Genomic DNA, 21,437 nt, shown 5'->3' on the forward strand with positions numbered 1-21,437 from the left:
TCTCTCCTTTTTTTATTTGTTTAACTTAGATAAAGCGATATGAATAATATCGACAGTTCTTGAAAATGGTGGAGCATAAGGTAAATCAATTTGTTCTAAATCAGAGTTTACTTTTGCCTTTTGTCAAATTAAAGCCGCCAAAGCATAAATTCTTAAAACAGAACTATTACTTCCAGCCATTTGAGCTCCCACTATTTCTTTTGTATTTTCATTAATTATCAATTTAAGATATAAGTCTTTTTGATTTGGAGTATAGTTCGTGTGATCCTTATCTTTAATAAAAACAGATTTTATATTCATATTATTTTTTAATGCCATTTGTTCTGTTATTCCAGTTCTTGCTATCTCTAAATCAAAAATTCTTAACATTGAACTTTGAATAGAACCAATAAATTTTGCTTTTTTTCCAGAAATATTATCTGCTATCACTTTTGCAAACTTACTTGCAACTGTAGCTAATGGTGAATAAATATCTTCATTATTAATATAATCCTTAGAGGTTGCACAATCGCCAGCTGCATAAACACCTTTAACATTTGTTTCACCCTTTTGATTAACAATAATTGTTCCTCTGTCATTCATTTTTAAATTACTATTTTTTAAGAATAAAGTATTTGGTTGAAAACCAACAGAGAGTAAAACTGCATCTGCTTTAATTTCTTTACCACTTTTTAATAAAATTGAACTAACTTTTTTATTTTTCAATTTTATTTCTACTAATTGTTCTCCAAGTAAAGTATTAATTTTTTTCTCAATTAATTTTTCTTCTATTAAATTAGAAATTTCTTCATCAAAAGCCTTTTTCATAACTTTTGACTCCATTTCCAATAAATATACTTGTTTATTCAATTCAGTAAGGCTTTCTGTCATTTCTAATCCAATAAAACCAGCTCCAACAACAACAATTTTTTTGATTTTGTCATTATTAATTATTTTTTCCTTTAATAAAACTCCATCTTCTAATGTTGTAAGAGAAAAAACATTTTCTCCATCAACACCACTAACATTTGGCTTAATAGGCTTTGCCCCTACTGCTAAAACTAAATTATCGTAATCTTCAAATTGACCATTAAAAAATACTTTTTTATTTTTGAAGTCAACTGAATCTACTTTTGTATTAGATATAATTTTAATACCTGTTTTTTCAAACTCTTCTTTTGTTCTTGCTATTAAAATATTTTTATCTTCAAAATTATTTGCAACAAAATATGGAAGTCCACATGCTCCAAGAGAAACGTAATCCTTTTCTTGTATAACAGTTATTTCTATACTAGGATCATTTCTCTTAAGTCTAGCAGCAACACCCATTCCAGTTGCACTACCGCCAATAATTAATGTCTTCATTTTTCTCCTTACCTTTAGCTTGCAATATATTAATGCCAATATTATTATAAGTACTAAATTCGCTTTTTTCATTTTAAATATAAAAAAATAATGACAATGTAGTGATACAAAAAAAGTAATCATAAATTTAGAGTTTTTTAAACAAGGTATATTTACCTTGTTTTTTATAATTTGAATATCAAGAATATCATTTGATAACTGATTTCTTATAAATGCTAATATCTTTTTTACAAAGCTTATTATTATGTATTGTCCCTTTTTTTAATAACGAGTGAAATGATTCAATAACAATATTGTCATAGCAAACTCCAGTGCGTCCCATAGAAATAATCATCTTGTGTTTATTTACAACACTAGCATATTCATGCGTCTTATATGACGACCCTTTATCGGAATGGATAATCATTCCATTTTTAAACAAACCTTTTCTTTTTGTTTTATTAATTGCTGATTTTAAATTTTTAATAATAAACTCATTGTTGTTTTTATTTGAAATTTTGTAATCAATAACTTCTCTTGTACTGCCATCAATAATTGTTGAAACATATAATTTACCATTGTTTGAAACCAAATACGTAACATCAGTGTACCAAACCTTATTTGGCTCCGTAACGGACTTATAATCACGCCTTATAAGGTCTTTGTACGTTAAGTCAGATTTAGTTCTACCTTTATTTATCAACTTAACTAAATTTGCTCTTTTTTGAAAATTTGAAATAATACTATATTTTCTCATTATCCTTAAAACTTTTGATGTACTTATATTTGTATTGTATTCTTTAATGTAATAATCCCGTATTCTTCTATAACCAAATTGACATAAATTATCATCAAATATTTTTTTGATTCTTTGATAAATATCAAAATCACGATCATAAGTTTCATCAATGTTTTTATACTTATCCCAATAGGATTTTTTGAGATTATATTTTATTAAAAGATCTTTTACTTTGATTTTTGAATTATTATTTAATTCATCTCTCATTGCTACTAGCAACTCTTTTTTGGTTGGGGCAATTTCAATAATACTTTTTTTAGATACTTTTGGATTTCTATTTTTATACAACCATGTATTTATTGTTGCAAAATTAACTTTGAATAATTTTGCAGCATACATTATTGAATAATTATTTTTTGTAATTTCAGATATAACTTTGTTTTTGAACTCTAAATCGTATTTACGATTTACTCTTTTCATTTTTCTCCTTTACTTAATTAAAGCGCAAAAAAAGAATTGAGTTTTCAATTCTTTAATGTTTGTTTATATTTCAATTTATTTATAATTTGATATCAATATTATTCAAAAAATGTCATTGTCATATAGTGAATATTTTCTAATTGAATTTCACTTTTTACATCTTTATCAAACTTTAAAGCTAATGAAGTTGTTTCGTGTCCTTTGTTGTTTCAAATTCCTTGTTCATCAAATTCACCAATTCCCATTTTTTTAACCGCTTCTAAAAATAAAGTTTTCATTGTTTTATTTTCATCTTCGGGTGAATTGATTACTTTCACATCAATTTCTTTACCGTCTTCGAATAACGCTAAACTAACTGCTTTATGTGATCAGTCTAATACTGTTTCCATATCTTTTGCTTTTGTTTCTACATTAGTTAGTGATTCACTAATTTTGTCATAAACATTTACTTGTAAAAAGTTATAACTTTCTGGATTACTGCCTTCTTTGTGAAAGAAGTCTTTATATGTAATGTTTGCGGGTGCATCGGCATCAATTTTTCCACCATCTTTTTCATTAATTAATTTACTTTCAACAATTTCTGAAAGTTCTTCATTTTTTACAATTTCTTTTTCAACAGTGTCATTTCCGCCACCACAAGAAACCAATACAGCACTTGTAGAAACTACTAAACCAGCAGCTCCTAAAATTCCTAATAATTTTTTCATATTTTAATTTTCCTTATTTTAAAAATTTAATTTTGTTTTATATTGTTATTGCGAATATCGACTATTGATTAATAATATTTTTTAATCAATAACGCAATTTGTCTTATCCGATATTGCTTGTAGTTATTTTGACAAAAAAAAAATCAAGTCTTGCAAAGAATTAATAAAAATTAATTCTTGCTCAACTGATGATTTTTAATTACTTTTCTTAATTGCTAATTCTTTAGTAAACTCATTTCTACACTTTTCGCATACTTGATCTAAAGTCAGCATTTTATTACTGTCGTATTTTTGAATACATTCGCAAGTTATTTGTTTACCTTCAACTACGTAAGTTTTTTCATGCTTACTAAATTCTTGAAAATCAACTTCGCACATTACTTTCATAGTATCAGCACTCATATATTCACCATCTCTTATATAACAAACATCGCAAATTAAAATTTCTTCAAATCCTAATTTAAGTTGATAAACTCCTTCAGTTTTTCAATATGTGAGTCTATCTTCTAAAAAGAATCTAAAAAAACATGGTTCGCAAACTCCTCCTGCCATAAGATCCACTTTATCACATATTGGGCATTCGCCATTCTTATTTGAATGCTCAATCATTGGTTTTATATATGTTTTATAAGTTTTTTTAGACTTGCTAACGCTTCGTCCTTAGTTATTTTTTTTACCATACAGGTTTCTCCTTTTCTTTTCTATCTATTTTTTTAATACATTCTAAATTTCATCATTTAATTCATTTATGAACCCATTCAACGTACATATTTATATCTTCTTTACATTCCTTATTATTGTGAATTGTTCCTTTTTTGAGTTGACTATGTCAACCTTCCATTAAACCGTTATCATATGAAACACCAGTTTCTCCCATTGAAGTTAAAATTCCATATTTATCTGTAAATATTTTGTATTCACCTGAAGTATATTGGCTTCCTCGATCAGAGTGAAGAATTAAACCTTCAGTGCTCATAAATTTTTCTTCAACACTTTTAACGGCTTTTATAATATTTGGCATTACTAATCCATTATCATTATGTAATGAAATCTTGTAATCAACAACTTTTCTTGTGTTCTCATCAATTATTGTAGAAAGATATCTTTTACCATTTTTTGATATCAAGTATGTAACATCTGTATATCAAATTTGATTTTCAGCTCTTGATAAGTTAAATTCTCTATTAATTAAATCTTTTGAAAATTTAGGCTTTTCCTTATATATTCTTTTTTCTGCTTTTTTCTTATTCTTAATAACATAGTTTGAATAAATATTATTTTCTCTCATAATTCTCCTTACTTTTCAATGACTAATATTTATACTGTATTCATATTTTAAATCTGCAGTAATTCTTCTATAACCATATTGGCATAAACTATCAATGAAAATTTTTTGTATTAATTTTGTTATTTGTTTATCTTTGTTTAATCGTTGTGAATAAATATTTTTATATTTAAGTCAGTATGATCTTTTAAGATTAAATAGCTCTAAAACATCTTTTAAAAAAAGTTATTTTTATCTACCAATTCTTTTATGAAAAAAACTTTATTAATATTTTTCATATCAATAACTTTATTATGTTTTTTTAGTAATTCAATTTTCATATAATAATCGAGTCTGACTTTTTTCACTATATTCCCCCAAGATAAACTCAGAAAAACAAAAACACTGGTTTTTACACCAGTGAACGATTCTCAAAATATTAAATTTAGAAAATAAAAAACAAAGAGCCATTCACACAGTGCTTTGTTTTCCTTACTTATATTATATCATTTAACACAATGATTTTTTTATAGAATCTAAACATTTATATTTAATAAATAAAAAAACTCCGAAGAGTTTTAGTGTGCATCAGCCCAATCAAGCACGGATTGTTTTCCTTTTCTTTAGGCGAAAAAAATTACCTCTTGAAAATCACTTTCCAAATATACCTTTATTATAGCGTTACAAAAAAATAAAAAGAAGTGAAAATTCACTTCTTCCCAACACTCTAGTTTTAGCCTCTAAAAAGTTCCCTAAGAAGCTAGTTGTTCCACAAGTAGACTAGGTCACCTACAAGCAGCTTTCCACAATTAAATCCTTAATTGATATTTATATTATAACGTTACAAATGAAAAATTTATACCCAAATATCATAGTAAAAATTTTGTAAATTTGGGTAGCAGGATAAAGACTGATATCATTTTGACTATAAACCCCCTAAAAGGTTGGTTTATTCGGCCAAAAAATGATATCAGTGAAAATAAAAGTGATATCACATTTGATATCACTTTTAACAATCGGCACCCGATTTTTTCTAAAAGTACTTTAAACACTATGTTTTTTAAACTTGCAAATGATATCACATTTGCAAAAAACTGATATCCTTTGCAAAAAATATTCTTTGAAATTGAGTAAACAAAATTAATTTATTATTTATTACTTTTAATATTATTACAATCTCTGCATAACATTTTTAAATTTTCTGGTGTTGTTTTACCTTTTTTCGACCATGGTATTCAATGATCACCTTGCATTAATTCAATATCAAACTTCTTTTGGCAAACAAAACATTGTCCGTTTTGTTTTTCATATTGAGAAATTTTTTGACTTTCTGTAAATGCTCGCAAACTCAAGTGTTTTTCCTCTCCAGAAAGAAGAAACTCATAAATACCTTTATTAGAAGTGACCTCATCATCTCTACGAAGTTCCTTTACCCTAATAGAAAATTCACTTGAATTATACGAATTTTCACTATATTTAAAATAAAGTCTACCTCAATCTACACTTTTCATTTCTGAATAATGATCAACGAAAGTGGTTTCAATTCAATTAATAACTTTTCTAAAATATGTTCACAATTCATTTGCATCATTATCAAGTTGATGAGTACTCATGTATTCCTCTATGGTTTTCATTTTTTTGTCTAAAATTATTCACCTTAAACTAAGTTCTAATAAATTTTGTCTATTGACTTGTACATTTACATAATATTTTGAAATCTTATCTGCACCTTGACCCGGAGCGGAAAAATATCTCTTAGCATCACTTAATCACGCTCCTGTATAAACAGCATTTCTAAGCTCTTGATTCGATAGTTGTTCACCCGCAATGTTAATAGTAGTAAATCAATCTAACTTTTCTTTATCAGTTCCCGTGCAAAAGTACACCATAAGTTTATAATTTAATATCTTGTCTTTTTCAACGTTGCTTAAACTATGAAAATAATTACTTTTAATATGAAAAATGTTAGAAACATATTCACATATACTTATAATCCTTTGTTGTCCATCTAAGACTTCAAAATTATCGTCTCCATTATCAACTCAATATAATACGTTGAGCGGAAAATTATTTAATACCGTATTAATCACCGCTTCACGTTGCTCACCTTTGTAAACATACTCCCTTTGATATGCTGGTCTTACATCTAATTTTCCACCATAAGCCTGAACACCAGTTAAGGCGTTATTTTTATAACCCTGCACCAAATCTCTAACTGGAATATTCTTTAATTTTATATCCATTATTTATTCTTCCTTTTTATTATTATTCTAAAATATTTAGCTACTCCATTAATCATTGAAAGATAATTACCAGCAGCTTTTGTTTCTTTGTTGCTCATAATACTATATCTTCCAATTCCATCAATAATTTCAAACTGATCAGGACTGAACTTATCTAAGAATGTAATTGGAACACCCATTGGTTCATAGTAATTTTCGGGAATTGACTTTGTAACATCAACATTAATTGCATCATAATTGTCATATTTTGGATTTTTACTATTATCATATTTATCAGTTAACACAAGTTCTTCGTGACGTTGAGCAAAGTCTAAGTTAGTGTATCACCTTACTCCTTTTACTTTTATGAATTTTCTACCTATTTTATCAATCTTCACAGTTGCAGCGTCGGCTCCATAATGTTCTGGAACAGCAAACCATCGGTCTCCTGAGTGTATACTTTTCCCAAGTCAAACTTTATTTTCTTTTATTAAAGGGAAAACATTTTTATAAGTAATCGCGTTTACATTTCCAATAATGGAATATTGTTTACCGTATTCCTCCATTAAATCTATAAATTCCCTAAAAAGACTAAACGGCGGATTTGTAACAACGATATCACTTTCTTTTAATAATTCAATACACTCATCCGATCTAAAGTCCCCGTTTGAAGTTTTGAAATTAATCATATCAAAATTATAAATATTTGAATCATCGCCCGTTCCATCATAGACCATAGCATATGATTTTCCGCCATCCTCTTTATAGTGAGTTGCAATTAATTTTTTTAGCCCCAAAAATTTAAATTGTTTATGAAAATAAACTCAAAATTGACTAGAAGCATTATCTAAAAGTTCTTTATCTTTAAACCTTTCATAAAACATAGTACGTTCAGTTTTAATTTTGAACCTTTTAACACTAATTCTATTTTTCAAAACAGATAAAAGTTCTGGATCATCACAATTACAAAGAACTGTTTTTCCCAAAAATTTTTCTGGATAATATCTAATTTCATCCTCGATAGTTTCTAGGGTTGTATAAAACTCATCATTTTTATTTTTATCAGCTTTTCTTAAATCTGCATTTTTAGCCATGTTTCTCGTTTTCCTTATTCTATAAGTAAATATTAGCATATATAAAATATGCTTTTTTTTATAAAAACAAATAGTATTTACTCAGATAATATAGTTTTAATAAATAATTGAGTGCACCATTAAGCGCCTTTAATATTTTAATGATGAATCTGAATTAATATATAAGGTCTATTTTGTACTCGTTTGGGATTTTTTACTTTATTCTGAGAACTCAAATTTAACCTGTCCTTTAAAATAAAAACAGTTACTTGATTCATCAATATCATTTTCATCTATAATGACAGTCTCTTGTTTAATTAGATTATTTTTGAATTGCTCAACATTATAAATATTATTATTTTCAGTATAGTGTCAAAATGCATTGCTCATACCGTTTCGTAAATTAATTTCATCTTCTGATATATTATTATTTTTGTAAAGTGTATCAACTAACAAACTACAATAGTCAAATAATTCCATATTATTAGTTTTGTTGTTTGATTTTTTTTGAATTTCTTTCAGGGATATCTTTGAGTTATAAAAAACTTCTGACAATTGAATTTCTTTAATGTCAACAATCACTAAAAATTCAACAAATTCTTTGGGTTTTCTTTTATCAAAAATCCTTACCCTTACTTCACCATTTGCAAAAGCATCTAACGCCACACCATCAATTGCGTCTGATGAGGGCCCGGTTCTTCTTGCTATGATAATTTCATTATTTGTATCATTTGTTTCTATCACAAGATCATCAATAAAGCCAATTCCCAAAACTTCAATAGCTCTATAAGATGAATGTGTGTTTATATTTTGTTCATTTATTGTATATAGATTATTGGTATTTCTAATCCCTATTTTGCATGCATCATTTAAGTTTAGAATATAACTTACTTTTAACTCAATTAAATTTGTTGCTTCAAATTCATAAATTTCTATAGTTATTTCAGAATCCCCTTTATCGGCAGAGAGTAAAACTTTATACTCCTTATTTTTATCTAAATCTTTTGACTCATTGAAAAGTGGTAAAAAGAACCTTTTAACATCCTCGTCATGTCGCACAATTTTTCCATTTTTATTGAATAATTTTAAATCTTCTTGATCATATCCTGAAGTAAATTTTTCTATAACTTTTTTGTCTTTATAACTAAAATATTGTTCATCCCTTGCGAAAATATCAACACTATAAATAACGTCTTGCGGAGTTATTAAATTTGATAAAGTTCCAAATGTAGTTTCCGGTTTTTCGGGTTCGTTGTTATCATTGTTATTCGGACTACACGAAATAGATGCGAATGTTGCTGATGTCACAATTACAATTGAACTCAACAAAGATAATATTTTTTTCATTTAAATTTTCCTTTGTATTATTTTAACTTAAAAAGGAAATACGAATTGTAGTTCCTTAAAATGATTACTTTTTTATACTCACTGTACAAGCATTATTTTTTTATATTTCTAAGAATTTTTTCAAATCTTTAAATAATAATTCACATTTAGACATTGCAGCCTCTTCATTATTACTTACACAAATGAAATATATTTTTATTTTTGGTTCAGTTCCCGAAGGCCTTACTGCAAATCAACTTCCATCTTCAAAGTAAAACTTCATTAAATTTTGTCCAGGCATATTGAATAAACCGTCAATATAATCTTCAACATAATTTAACTTTAAGCCACCCATTGATGAAAATTCTTCTTCTCTAAGTTTTTTCATAATAGGCTCTACTTTTGATTTAATTTCTTCCGGCTTAAAATTTAAGTTTTCAGTGTATGTATAATAATATCCATATTTAGCATATAGATCATTTAATACATCTATTAAAGTTTTACCTTTTTGTTTATAATATCATGCTGCTTCAACTAACATTGTTGTTGCTTGAATTCCATCTTTATCTCTTGTTGATGAATCAAGAACATATCCATAACTTTCTTCGTATGCAAATACAAAATTTAGATCTCTTTCAGACTCTTTTAAAATTTCTGAACCCATTCATTTAAAACCTGTTAGAGTTTTTATAACTTTAACATTATAAGTTTCATTTGCTATTCTATCACCTAAATCACTTGTAACAAAACTTGAGTACATAGCTGGATTTTTAGGAGTTAACTTATGTTTTTTCATTTGACTTAATTTTCATTCAATTAATAATGGACCAGTTTGATTACCATCAATTCTAATTCATTTTCCCTTATGATTAACAGCACAACCAATTCTATCTGCATCTGGATCTTGAATAATAATAATTGAAGCATCTTTATGTTTTTCTCCATATTCTAAAGGAATTTTTCAAGCAGGTTCAAATTCTGGATTTGGATTACCAACATTTTTAAACGTTGCATCTTCAAATGCATGTTCTTTTACTTCTATTACTTCATAACCAAAACTTCTCAATAATGGTGGAGTAAATTCAGTTCCTGTTCCATTAACAGCTGAATAAATCATTTTAAATTTATCTCTTGATTCATTCTTATAAAATTGTAAATTTTCAATCATTTCTTTATATTTTTTTAATACATTTTGAGGAACAACTTCTAAAAGAGTTTTATCAAACTTATAATTTCAATTTAAAATATCACTTATTTCTTCCATATATTCAGCAATTATTTTTGTATCTTCATCAATTAATTGACATCCAAATTCATCATAAATTTTATATCCATTATAAACTGCAGGATTATGACTTGCAGTAATTACAATTCCTCCAATGGCATTTAATTGCTTTGTTGCAAAAGAAACTACTGGAGTTGGTTTCATAATATTATCTTTAAATAAATATGCTTTAATTCCAAAACTTGTTAAAATCTCAGCAGCTAATTGAGAAAATTCTTTTGAGAATTTTCTATTATCATGACCAATAACAACACCTCTATTTAAAACATCTCCATATTTTGATAACAATAATTTTGCATAACTCATTGTCACTTTTTTAATTGTATATAAATTAAATCTACCTGGTCCGGCACCAAGAATACCTCTTATACCAGCAGTTCCAAATTCTAATTGCATATTAAATGCAGCATTTAATTCATCATCACTAGCTTTTAATAATTCCTCTTTTAAATTTTCATCTAAGTGATTAGATTTCAATCACTCCTGATAGACTTCATTATTTTTATTAAAATTCATGTTTTTTCTCCTTTAGAAATTTTATTGGTTTATAAGAAAATCTATGAATATCCAAAACACCAAACTCTTTAACTCTATTTTGGTGATCAATTGTACAATATCCCTTATTTTTTATAAAGTTATATTGTGGATATTTTAAATGATAATTATTCATTATCCTATCTCTATAAACTTTTGCTAAAATGCTTGCAGCTCCTATAGTAATGCTCAAGTTATCTCCCTTAATAATTTTTATAGTTTTACACAAATCTAATTCTATATTTTCTCCATCAATTAAGCAAACTTCTGGCTTAATTTTTAATTTTTTAATAGAATCTACCATTCCTATTCGACTTGTTTTCTTTGGATTAAATTCATCTACAAATTTTGAATCATATTCACAAATGCTATAGTCAATACAATTTTTTTTAATTTCATCAAACAATTCTTCTCTTTGCTTTTCATTTAATAATTTAGAATCTTTAATTTTAAAGTTGTTATACTCAGGTTTTAAAATTACAGTTGCTACAACAATTGGACCTGCCATTGCTCCCCTACCAACCTCATCACTTCCAGAAATTAAATTAACCTTATTTTCTTCTCTTATTTTTTGATCAAATAAGTATCTTGAGTTTTCTATCATTCAACTGTTAAATCACTTACTACTGTTGAATCTAAATCATTTTCCTTAATTGATTGGTTTGATATTTCCTTAATTTCAATTGGTTTTTCAAATGAAATTTTTCCTAAATTATTTTTAATAATGTCATGAATAAAAAGTTCAATAGCTCTTTCAACATCAGCTATTTCATCAAGAATTGTAAATTTATTTCTTTTAGCAATTTCTTCAAAGATAGTAAATGTATCATCATAATCTATTGGTCTTAATACGTGCTTATTAATTTTATAAGTATTTTCAATTAATGATGGATATGAATTATAAATATATCTCATTAATTTAGTTGCCATTCTCTCTTTTGGAATGACATCTAATCTAATTGAATTAGTAGCAGCACAATTACAAGCTACAGTTTCATTTTCAAACTTTGCAGGTAAAATTCCGGGAGTATCAATCAATGTAATATTATTTGTCATTACAATTCTTTGCATACCTCTTGTTACTCCTGGTTTATTGCCTATTTTTAAAGTCTTACCTCTTGATAGTTTTGAAATAACAGTTGATTTTCCAACATTTGGAATACCAACAACTAAAACATTAAGTTGTGGTTTTTCTATTCCCCGTTTTTTTTGTTTTAATTGTGATTCTTTTGTCATTTCATTTATAAGCTTTAAAACATCACTATAAATATCAGCTTGCTTATCTTTTACAATATATGTTGTATTTCCAATGGATTTAAAATATTCAGTCCATTGATTAGTTATATCTTTATCTGATAAGTCAAATTTAGTTAAAATTATTAATCTTGGTCTAGTGTTTAAAACTTTTCTTAATAATGGATTTTGTGTTGAAAAAGGTGCTCTTGCATCAACAATTTCCATAACAAGATCTACTATAGAAATCTTTTGTTCAATTTCCTTAATACTTTTATTCATATGACCTGGGAATCAATTAAAACTTGATTTTTCATCATTCATAGGATTACCTCCTCAGTGATAGTATCATTTTATAGTTTAATTATTAAAAAATCTAATTTATTTTTTAATTATTTATGATACTTTTGTTTTTTATTTATTTTAAACCCTCTATAAATTTGTTCCAATAAAATTATTCTTACCAAATTATAAGGTAAAGTGATTAAACCAAAACTAATTTTATTATTATGAATTTCTCTAAACTCTTGGCTAAATCCATCACTTGGACCAATTATAAAACATATTTTCCCATTTTTAAAATTTTGATTTTTTTCTATGGTTTCAGCAATTAATTCAGAACTATATTGCTTAGAGTTAATATCTAATAAAAATATTTCGTAATCTTTACTTTCTTGTAATTTTAAATTAATATTTTGCTCATTTTTTACCATATTAGATTTTATATCACCATGATCAAATTCATTAATTTCAATCATCTCTAACATAGAATGTTTTTTAAGCTTATCAATGTATGCTTCATATACTTCTCTATATTCCTTATTAACTTTATTAAAACAAATTATTTTTATTTTCATATTTACTCCTAAAACTCTTATAATTATACACTTACATATTTATTCAAAAAAAAATATGATAAAATATAAATATATTTTGGAGGATATTTTATGGCTGAAAAAAATAAATTTTATTCAATTTTAGACTACAGACCACAATTTGAAAATATAGTTGATGCACTTGTGCCTGATATTCAATTTTCTTATTCTGCTATTATGAATAATTCAACTATTCAAACATATTTTAATATGATTTCACTTGAATATTATGGATATGAATATTATCAATTATTGAGATTAAATAAATTAGAATTTAAAGTTAGTGAAAGAGCATTAAACTTAACTATTTTAGAAATGGTTTATAATATAATTACACAAATCATTGCAAGAAAATGAAGATATTCTGAGTATATTGCATATGATATGTATATATTACCTTTACGTATTAAAAAATATATTAAGGCAATGAATTATGAATTTATAGAGTATGAAACTGCAAGTAAAAAACCAATTTTAAAATTAGTTGGACAGCCTTCAAGAATTGTTGTTGAAGAATTGGTGGATGAATTTCATGATGATAGATTGAACTATGTTATAGAGCAATTTAGATCTACTGGTGAAGATGAAGTTGAAATGAAATTAATATTATTTAAAAGCATTTCTCTTTTCGCTCATGAGGGTGAAGCATTAATTTATCAAAAGTTTGGAAAATATTTTGCAGAAAATTATTTTAGAGATGTTAAAAGTTTAGAATCTTATAAAGCAGATAATTTATCTGCAAAAGAAAAAAAACATGTGTCTAAAATTATTAATGATATTTTTAATATAACTTTACTTTCAGTCTTATTAATGTCAGACGCAATCAAAACTGGTGTATGAAAAAAAATGAAAGATATTGAAAAAAGAAGAATAGAATTAGAAAGTACTCAAAAAACAATTGAAGAAGCTAATAAAAAATTACAGGCTATTTCTCAAAGAGAAAAAGAGATAAAGAAAATTGAAATTAAATAAAACTCTCTAAGGTATTTTAATAAAAGAAAACTTATTAAAATATATAGGGAGTTTTATTATTTTAAAATAGTAAAAGCCTAATTATCAAAAAAATCTAATGATTTTACTAATAAAAGCAATAAATAAAAACCAATAGATTATTATCTATTGGTTTTTTAATTTTAAAATTTCATTCCACCAAGATTTGGCATTTTTCCAGATTTAAGTGATTTAGTTAATTCAATAACTTGCTTTTTACCTTTATCAAATTGATTTAAAAGCTCATTAAATTCTTTTTCTGTTCTACCTGAACCTTTTAAAATTCTTTGCTTTCTAGTTATTGCTTTTAGAAGTCTTGGTTCTCTTCGTTCTTTTAATGTCATAGAAGTCATTAAAATATTTGCAACTCAAAGTTTTTGTTGAGCCTGATTAATTTGTGTTTCACTAACTTTACCATTTAATCCTGGAACCATTTTCATAATTCCTCCAAGATTTCCCATTTTTGCAACTTGTTCCATTTGATTTCTTAAATCCTCTAAATCAAATTGACCTGCAAACATTCTTTTCATTGTTTTTTCCATTGTTCTTTGGTCAACAACATCAGCTGCTTTTTCAAATAATGTTTCAACATCACCCATTCCAAGAATTCTATCAGCCATTCTTTTTGGGTAAAATTCAGCAAGAGCTCCAATTCCCTCACCCTCTCCAATAAATTTAATTGGTAGTTTTGTAATATCAGTTATTGAAAATGTTGCTCCCCCTCGAGCATCTCCATCAAGTTTTGTAACAATAACTCCTGTTAATTTTAATAAGTTATTAAATTCTTGTGACACGTTTATAATATCTTGCCCAGTCATTCCATCAACAGTAAGAATTATTTCCTGAGGAGAAACAACTTTTCTAATTTCATTAAGTTCATCCATTAATTGTTTATCAATTTGCAAACGACCTGCAGTATCTAAAATTATTACTTCATAACCATTTTTTTGAGCATAATCAACTGCTTGCTGTGCAGTTTTAACAGGACTTTGTTTACCTTGTTGAAAAACATCTAGATTATTTTTTTGACCTAATTCAACTAATTGATCAATAGCTCCTGGTCTATAAATATCTAAACCAACCATTAATGTTTTCTTTTTATTTTTTTTGGTAATTAAATGGGAAAGCTTACCAACTGTTGTTGTTTTACCAGCACCTTGTAAACCAACCATCATAATAATTGATGGCTTTTTATCTATTTCTAATGGTTTATTTGTTTTCCCTAAAATTTCAACTAGTTCTGCGTGAACTATTTTAACCATTTGTTGATCTGCTCTAACACCTTGTTCAATGAAAACACCTTGAGCTTTTTCCTCAATGTTTGCTATAAACTTTTTAACTACATCAATATTAACGTCTGCTTCTAAAAGAGCTAATCTAATTTCTCTTAATACATCTTTTACATTATCACTATTTAAAGTAGTTTTTTTTAAATTCTTTTCAATAGACTTTTTCATTCTATTGGCTAAAAAATCTCCAAATCCCATAGTTTCACTCCAATCTCAATTAATTATAACAAAAAACACAATTTTTGAAATGCCAAAAAAATAATTATAATTATCTAAAAAGTAAAGGTTAATAATAAATAAAATTATAGTTTTTTTGTAAATCTATAATTAAAAAATTTAATGAAGATAAATTAAAAACGCTAGTTGAAACTAGCGTTATAAATCTTAAGACAGGAATTTATTTTCCTTAGTTCACATTTCCTATAATCTTATTACTTCTCGTTTTTCACGGATTATAGTTATATAAATGTCTCCTGGAGTCTTATTTATTTTCTGAATGCTTTCTTTTAAATTTAAAGATATTTTTTTCATACTATAATCATCTACAACAGATGGATTTACCATAACTCTTATTTCTCTTCCTGCTTTAAGAACATAAACTTTAAGAACACCTTCTTGTTGTAAACAAATATCTTCAAGTTCTTGCATTCTTATAAAATATTGATCTGCATCATTATTTCTGGCTCCTGGCCTTGCAGCACTCATAGTATCTGCTATAGCTACAATTTCTGCATAGTATGTTTCTTTTTCAACATCATTATGATGTGATTCAACTGCATTAATTATTTCAGACTCTAGATTATATTTTTTTAGAATATCTACTCCTAATTTTACATGACTTCCTTCTTGCTCGAAGTCCACAGCTTTTCCAATATCATGTAAAAGACCAGATTTAAGTCCTATTTTTTCATCAAGACCCATCTCTAAAGCAATTTTTCTAGATATCTTTGCAACTTCAATTGAATGCTGCAAAGCATTCTGACCATAACTATGTCTAAATTTTAATTTACCTAGCATTTTAACTATTTCTTCAGGTAAATCATCAATATTTAAATTTAACAGGACTTCATTTCCAATCTCCAAACAATGCTTATCCAATTTTTCTTCTTGAATTATTAATTGTTCTTCAATTGTAGCCGGATGAATTCTTGCTGTTTTTATAAGTTCGCTTAAAGTTAAATATGCAATTTCTCTTCTTATTGGATTAAAAGAAGATATTGTCACCCTATTTGGAGTATCATCAATAATTAAATCAACACCCCCATAAGATTGAAATGTTTTTATATTTCTTCCTTCTTTACCAATAATTTTACCTTTTCAAGAATCATTTTCAATTTCAAAAAAAGTTGTATTTTTTTCAGAAGTGATTTCAATATGACAACTTTGCATTGCATCTATTAATATATCAGAAGCTTTTTTTTCAGCTCTAACTTTTAATTTATTTTCATAATCTTTAATTTTATTTGAAAGTTCATTTAAATATTTATTTTCTACAATATTAAATAACTCTGTTTTTATTTGATCTTCAGTTAAATTTGAAATATTTTCAAGAGCTAACTGAAATTTCTTTTTTTGAATGGCTAATTCATTTTTTATTTTATTTGTATTAATTTTTTCCTGAATTAGTTCTTCTTCCTTCTTATTCAAAATTTCTATTTCTTCAAAGAATTTTTCTTTTTTTTGTTTTAAATTTTTAGTTTCAATTAAAATTTCTTCTCGGATATATTCAGCGTCATTTTCAGCATTAAGTTTTATTAAAGCTGCATCTGCTTTTGCTTCCGCTAGAATTTTCATTTTAACTTCTTTTGACTCGTCTAATGTTTTTTTAAAAATGTATTTGCGCTGACGAGACTTAATTAAATATACTATAACTGTACCTAATACAATTAAAAGCACTATTAAAAAAGATATTATCGCAATATACACATGTACTAAATCATCGTTCATAACTAGCATTGTTCTCCAATCCTAGAAAAGCGTGGCGTTGCCTTATGCAACGTTATTATTTTACATTAATTAATAACAATAGTATAAATAGCAAAGAAGATTTTATAAATAAAAAAATAAACAAAAATAATAATAATTTTTGTTTATTTGAAAATATTATCCAACATGTAGTTCAACTTCAAAAGTAAAACTCTGAGCTGATCAATTAAAAGAAGAATTCTCATTAATTGATTGTGCTTTTTTATATGTAATAATATAGTGAATATGTTCATGAGAATGCTCTGCTTTGGAAATTATATTTTCATTAAAACTAAATGAGGCACTTTCATTCTCCTCTTTTACTGCACTAATAAATAAAATTTCAAAGTTTTTTGTAGGTAAAATTGATTCATCCATAATTACATTTTCAACTTTTTTTGCAGCTTCTTCAATTGCATTAATTGCCTCCTCTTCTGTTTCAACAGCTACTTTATTTAAAACTTTTTGCAAATTTTTTACTGTATTTTCAATAGTATTTACATTATTACAAGCAATAACACTTGTGCTAGCTGTACCAATAAGTCCAAATGAACCCAATAAAGTCAAGATTTTTTTCATATATTTTTTCTCTAATTTCTATTTCTAATATCTTTATTAGATATAAAAATTATAAATTAGATTTATGATTTTTATTTATAATTTTTATAAATAAAAATAATTTAAATTTAATAAAAAATTTTAAAATAAAAAAAACTGCATTAAATACAGTTATAAATTTATTCAATACTTTCTTTAAGTTTAGCTTGAATTTCTAAGTATTTTTCTGGATTATTATTAAATCATTCCCTCACTGATTCTTTTCCTTGACCAATTTTTTCTTCACCATATGAATATCAAACTCCAGCTTTATTTAAAATATTATATATTGTAGCCATTTCAATAATTTCAAGATCTTTTTCTACACCTTTATTATATGCAATAGTAATTTGACAAGTTTTAAAAGGTGGCGCTACTTTATTTTTTACAACTTTAATTTTAACTTTATTTGCAGTTGCCTCACCATTTGTAGATATTGTTTCACCTTTTCTTACTTCTAATCTTATAGATGAATAAAATCTTAAAGCTCTTCCACCAGGAGTTATTTCAGGACTTCCAAATATGACACCAACTTTTTCTCTCAATTGATTAATAAAAATTACTGTAGTATTAGTTTTCGAAACTATACCATTAATTTTCCTTAAAGCTTTTGACATCAATCTTGCTTGTAACCCAATTTGTTGATCTGACATTTCACCTTCTAATTCTGCTTTAGGAACTAAAGCAGCAACAGAGTCAACTACAACTATATCAATAGTATTTGATTTAATTAACATTTCTAAAATATCTAAAGCCTGTTCACCTGAATCAGGTTGAGCCACAACTAAATTTTTAATATCTATACCAATATTTTGAGCATACCTTGGGTCTAATGCATGCTCTGCATCAATAAAAGCTGCCCTACCATTATTTTTTTGTGCTTCACAAATTGCATGTAAAGAAAGCGTAGTTTTACCACTTGATTCTGGTCCATAAATTTCTATAATTCTACCCTTAGGATATCCTCCAACGCCAATAGCTCTGTCAAGTAAAAAACTACCTGTTGGAGTAACTTCAATTGCTGAATTGGCAGCATCTCCTAATTTCATAATTGATCCTTTTCCAAAAGTTTTTTCAATATCTTTTAATACACTTTTAAAAGCAGGATCATCATAAATATTATTATCACTCATATTTAAAAGCACCTCATTTGTATTTTTTTCTAATATTTTTTCTATCATATATTTTCCTCCTCAATTATCATTATCGACAATAAGGAATTAAAATTAAATTTCTAAAATTTTATTAATAATAAATTCACTTGCTCTAGTTTTATACTCTTCTCTTGTAATACTTTCTTTAATAAGAAATTTATAAATAAAATTTTTATTTTTAAATCTAAAACCAACAAAACTTAAACCAGATTTGTTATCTTCATATTTTGGTGGAGCATAACCTGTAAAACCAATAACAATATCGGAACTAATTTTTTCACTAGTTTTTTCTAACATTAAAGCTAGAACTTCTTTTGAAACAACACTATATTTTTTAATTACTTCTATATCTATTCCTAAAATTTTTGTTTTAAAATCATCAGAATAACAAATAAATGAACCCTTGAAATATTCACTAGCTCCAGAGATATTTGTTATTTGATTTGCAAAATACCCTCCTGTAAATGATTCACAAGTAGATAATGTTAAATTATTTAATTTTAAATATTCAAATAATTTTTTCATATACAAATCCTTAAAAAATATAGTGAGATTAAATTATCATAACCCACGTTTTGTAACACTTACGTGCATCAACTATCTATCTATCGCTTATGCATGCGATCCCAAAGGCTTGTTGAATTCCTCACCCTTAAGCTCCTCTACCAAAATTTGAGTTTCTTGCTTGTGGAGTTTACCCGTTCCATTTCACTATTTCTAGCTAATCGTCTCTGTGGCACTTTAAAAAGCTTATCATAGGCATAAATGCCCTTAGACTATACTTAAGTCGTTACCAATAAATTGGTACCTAAAGTTATTTTTTTCTCTAGCACAAACACTACATTCATCTCAGAATGTGCAAGCGTGGAGTTTCCTCTATATTATTTTTCAAATATAGCAGTTGATTCAAAATTAATCTCATTGTTTATTTTATACTAAATTACTTATTATATCTCTCTTTTTCTAAATTAGAAATTCTCTTAATAAGATCTGAACTATTTAGTCCCGCTCTTGCTAATGCTTCCATTTGACTTTCACTTAATTTTAAAGTTGCCAATGTTTCTGTTAATTCATTTGATAATCTATTAATATTTTCTTTTAAAGTGGCTATTTCTTTTTGTTTTTTAATATCTTTTTCTTCGAAAAATTTATAATCTTCTGCTATCATATCTAAAAAAGCATCAACTTCTTCTACTTTATAACCTTTATATTCAACTTCAAAATCTTTATCAATAATTTCTTGTTTAGTTAATTTTATAAAATCTGCCATTTTTTATACCCCCATTTAGTCTAATTGTATCTCATTTTATAATTTTTTGTAGAGATATATCGACTAATATATTTGGGTGAGATTTTGATATTAAAAAATAAAGGAATGTATTTAGAAACTATTATAAATAATAGTATAAGTACTATTGAAGAAAATAGTGGTTTTATTTATAAAATGCCTATTAATAACAATATTATTTCAGTTAAAGATAATATTATTACAGCAAGATTAAAGAAGAGCTATTTTTGTGATTATATTGGTTTATGAAAAGGAACTTATTTAGAATTTGAAACCAAAGAGTCTGAGAAGGACTATTTTAATTTGAATAATCTTTCTCAACAACAATTTGAAAAATTAAGATTAGTAAATAAAAATTATGGATTAGCTTTTCTAATAATATATTTTCATTTATATGAAAAAATATATATTATCCATATAAATGAATTAGAAAATATAAAAATTAAAAAAATACCCTATCAGTATTTCAAAGATAGTTTCTTGGAAATAAGTTTTTCAGGTATTAGTTTTAATTTTAATGATATTTTTAATCATTTAATCAATTATACATAGTTATTTTTACAGAAGTTTCTTTTGACTTATCTTCTAGTTTCTTCAATAAATCTTTAATATTATTAATTTTACATTCATCAATTATTGACATAATCTTTGGTTTTGAAATACCAAGTTCAATAAAATTTTCAATTTTATCTATTTCATTATCTGTAAGTTTATAATCAAAAATTTTTTCAATAAAGTTATATGTATTATCATTTCTTAATTTAGAATGTTTCTCTTCTAACTCTACAAGCAACCTATTAAATAAAGGTGTAAGATCAAGGATAGTTTTTTTACCTTTTTGTTCCAGCTTAATAATTCGATTTTTTAATAACAAAGATATTTCTTTTTCAATTTCTTCTTTTGAAAGTATCATATGTTCTGCTATTTGTGAAGGTGTAAAATTTTTTTGCTCATCATTTGATAACTCCATAATTATTAGTAAAATAGCTAATTGATTTTCATTAATTTTAATTTTTGAATAATTTAAAATTAAAAGAGTTTTTTTGCTTATTAACCCTGTTTTAAAAAGTTCAAACATATTTTTTTACAAAAT

At 25.9% G+C, this 21,437-nt stretch carries 21 protein-coding genes and 1 other RNA gene; 2 read left to right on the plus strand and 20 right to left on the minus strand.

Annotation, left to right across the window (positions count from 1 at the left end; genetic code table 4):
* Positions 1-12: 12 nt before the first annotated feature.
* The 12 genes from AAHM84_RS03060 to AAHM84_RS03115 all read right to left on the minus strand — a co-directional run bounded on the left by AAHM84_RS03060 (position 13) and on the right by AAHM84_RS03115 (position 13,043).
* On the minus strand, positions 13-1,344 hold the full coding sequence (locus tag AAHM84_RS03060) for a CoA-disulfide reductase (protein WP_342258475.1): 1,332 nt from the start codon (positions 1,342-1,344) through the stop codon (positions 13-15).
* 127 nt (positions 1,345-1,471) lie between these two features.
* On the minus strand, positions 1,472-2,542 hold the full coding sequence (locus AAHM84_RS03065; RefSeq protein WP_342258476.1) for an IS3 family transposase: 1,071 nt from the start codon (positions 2,540-2,542) through the stop codon (positions 1,472-1,474).
* Between the two features lie 98 nt (positions 2,543-2,640).
* Positions 2,641-3,249 (minus strand): lipoprotein, encoded by a 609-nt coding sequence (locus tag AAHM84_RS03070; RefSeq protein WP_342258477.1) that lies wholly within the window; start codon positions 3,247-3,249, stop codon positions 2,641-2,643.
* Positions 3,250-3,444: 195 nt separating this feature from the next.
* Positions 3,445-3,801 (minus strand): hypothetical protein, encoded by a 357-nt coding sequence (locus AAHM84_RS03075; RefSeq protein ID WP_342258478.1) that lies wholly within the window; start codon positions 3,799-3,801, stop codon positions 3,445-3,447.
* Positions 3,802-3,922: 121 nt separating this feature from the next.
* On the minus strand, positions 3,923-4,753 hold the full coding sequence (locus tag AAHM84_RS03080; RefSeq protein WP_342259364.1) for an IS3 family transposase: 831 nt from the start codon (positions 4,751-4,753) through the stop codon (positions 3,923-3,925).
* Positions 4,754-5,661: 908 nt separating this feature from the next.
* Positions 5,662-6,717 (minus strand): HNH endonuclease family protein, encoded by a 1,056-nt coding sequence (locus AAHM84_RS03085; protein WP_342259365.1) that lies wholly within the window; start codon positions 6,715-6,717, stop codon positions 5,662-5,664.
* A 38-nt stretch (positions 6,718-6,755) separates the two neighbouring features.
* Complete coding sequence (locus AAHM84_RS03090; RefSeq protein ID WP_342258479.1) at positions 6,756-7,829, minus strand: adenine-specific methyltransferase EcoRI family protein; 1,074 nt, start codon at positions 7,827-7,829, stop codon at positions 6,756-6,758.
* 198 nt (positions 7,830-8,027) lie between these two features.
* Complete coding sequence (locus AAHM84_RS03095) at positions 8,028-9,155, minus strand: hypothetical protein (protein WP_342258480.1); 1,128 nt, start codon at positions 9,153-9,155, stop codon at positions 8,028-8,030.
* A 100-nt stretch (positions 9,156-9,255) separates the two neighbouring features.
* A complete protein-coding gene (locus tag AAHM84_RS03100; RefSeq protein ID WP_342258481.1) occupies positions 9,256-10,935 on the minus strand; it encodes a phospho-sugar mutase in 1,680 nt (559 codons plus the stop codon).
* On the minus strand, positions 10,925-11,557 hold the full coding sequence (locus tag AAHM84_RS03105) for a ribonuclease HII (RefSeq protein WP_342258482.1): 633 nt from the start codon (positions 11,555-11,557) through the stop codon (positions 10,925-10,927). The genes AAHM84_RS03100 and AAHM84_RS03105 overlap by 11 nt, the downstream gene beginning before the upstream one ends.
* Entirely contained in the window at positions 11,551-12,510 is a 960-nt protein-coding gene (gene ylqF, locus AAHM84_RS03110; RefSeq protein ID WP_342258483.1) for a ribosome biogenesis GTPase YlqF, read from the minus strand. The genes AAHM84_RS03105 and ylqF overlap by 7 nt, the downstream gene beginning before the upstream one ends.
* Before the next feature lie 68 nt (positions 12,511-12,578).
* A complete protein-coding gene (locus AAHM84_RS03115) occupies positions 12,579-13,043 on the minus strand; it encodes a 23S rRNA (pseudouridine(1915)-N(3))-methyltransferase RlmH (RefSeq protein ID WP_342258484.1) in 465 nt (154 codons plus the stop codon).
* 90 nt (positions 13,044-13,133) lie between these two features.
* Between AAHM84_RS03115 and AAHM84_RS03120 the strand changes: the two genes are divergently transcribed.
* The gene (locus AAHM84_RS03120) at positions 13,134-14,033 is read left to right on the plus strand and encodes a hypothetical protein (protein ID WP_342258485.1); all 900 of its coding nucleotides are present in this window, start codon (positions 13,134-13,136) and stop codon (positions 14,031-14,033) included.
* A 161-nt stretch (positions 14,034-14,194) separates the two neighbouring features.
* Here the strand turns inward: AAHM84_RS03120 and ffh are convergent, their stop codons facing one another.
* From ffh to AAHM84_RS03155, 7 genes are all read right to left on the minus strand, one after another.
* Positions 14,195-15,538 carry a signal recognition particle protein gene (gene ffh, locus AAHM84_RS03125; RefSeq protein WP_342258486.1) on the minus strand — a complete coding sequence of 448 codons (1,344 nt, stop codon included), beginning with the start codon at positions 15,536-15,538 and terminating at the stop codon, positions 14,195-14,197.
* Positions 15,539-15,760: 222 nt separating this feature from the next.
* Positions 15,761-17,287, minus strand: a complete 1,527-nt coding sequence (gene rny / locus AAHM84_RS03130; RefSeq protein ID WP_342258487.1) for a ribonuclease Y — start codon at positions 17,285-17,287, stop codon at positions 15,761-15,763.
* Positions 17,288-17,443: 156 nt separating this feature from the next.
* Complete coding sequence (locus tag AAHM84_RS03135) at positions 17,444-17,884, minus strand: lipoprotein (RefSeq protein ID WP_342258488.1); 441 nt, start codon at positions 17,882-17,884, stop codon at positions 17,444-17,446.
* 158 nt (positions 17,885-18,042) lie between these two features.
* On the minus strand, positions 18,043-19,083 hold the full coding sequence (gene recA, locus AAHM84_RS03140; protein ID WP_342258489.1) for a recombinase RecA: 1,041 nt from the start codon (positions 19,081-19,083) through the stop codon (positions 18,043-18,045).
* Between the two features lie 45 nt (positions 19,084-19,128).
* Entirely contained in the window at positions 19,129-19,581 is a 453-nt protein-coding gene (locus tag AAHM84_RS03145; RefSeq protein ID WP_342258490.1) for a nicotinamide-nucleotide amidohydrolase family protein, read from the minus strand.
* Positions 19,582-19,615: 34 nt separating this feature from the next.
* Positions 19,616-19,969: RNase P RNA component class B (gene rnpB, locus AAHM84_RS03150), an RNA gene on the minus strand.
* A gap of 27 nt (positions 19,970-19,996) precedes the next feature.
* A complete protein-coding gene (locus tag AAHM84_RS03155; RefSeq protein ID WP_342258491.1) occupies positions 19,997-20,326 on the minus strand; it encodes a DivIVA domain-containing protein in 330 nt (109 codons plus the stop codon).
* Positions 20,327-20,410: 84 nt separating this feature from the next.
* On the opposite strand from AAHM84_RS03155, the gene AAHM84_RS03160 reads away from it, so the two are divergent.
* On the plus strand, positions 20,411-20,896 hold the full coding sequence (locus AAHM84_RS03160) for a Holliday junction resolvase RecU (protein ID WP_342258492.1): 486 nt from the start codon (positions 20,411-20,413) through the stop codon (positions 20,894-20,896).
* On the opposite strand, the gene AAHM84_RS03165 is transcribed toward AAHM84_RS03160, so the two are convergent.
* Entirely contained in the window at positions 20,871-21,422 is a 552-nt protein-coding gene (locus AAHM84_RS03165) for a DnaD family protein (RefSeq protein ID WP_342258493.1), read from the minus strand. The genes AAHM84_RS03160 and AAHM84_RS03165 overlap by 26 nt on opposite strands.
* Positions 21,423-21,437 lie beyond the last annotated feature (15 nt).

The organism is Spiroplasma endosymbiont of Dioctria linearis, from assembly GCF_964030865.1.
Classification (GTDB): Bacteria; Bacillota_I; Bacilli_A; order Mycoplasmatales; family Mycoplasmataceae; genus Spiroplasma_A.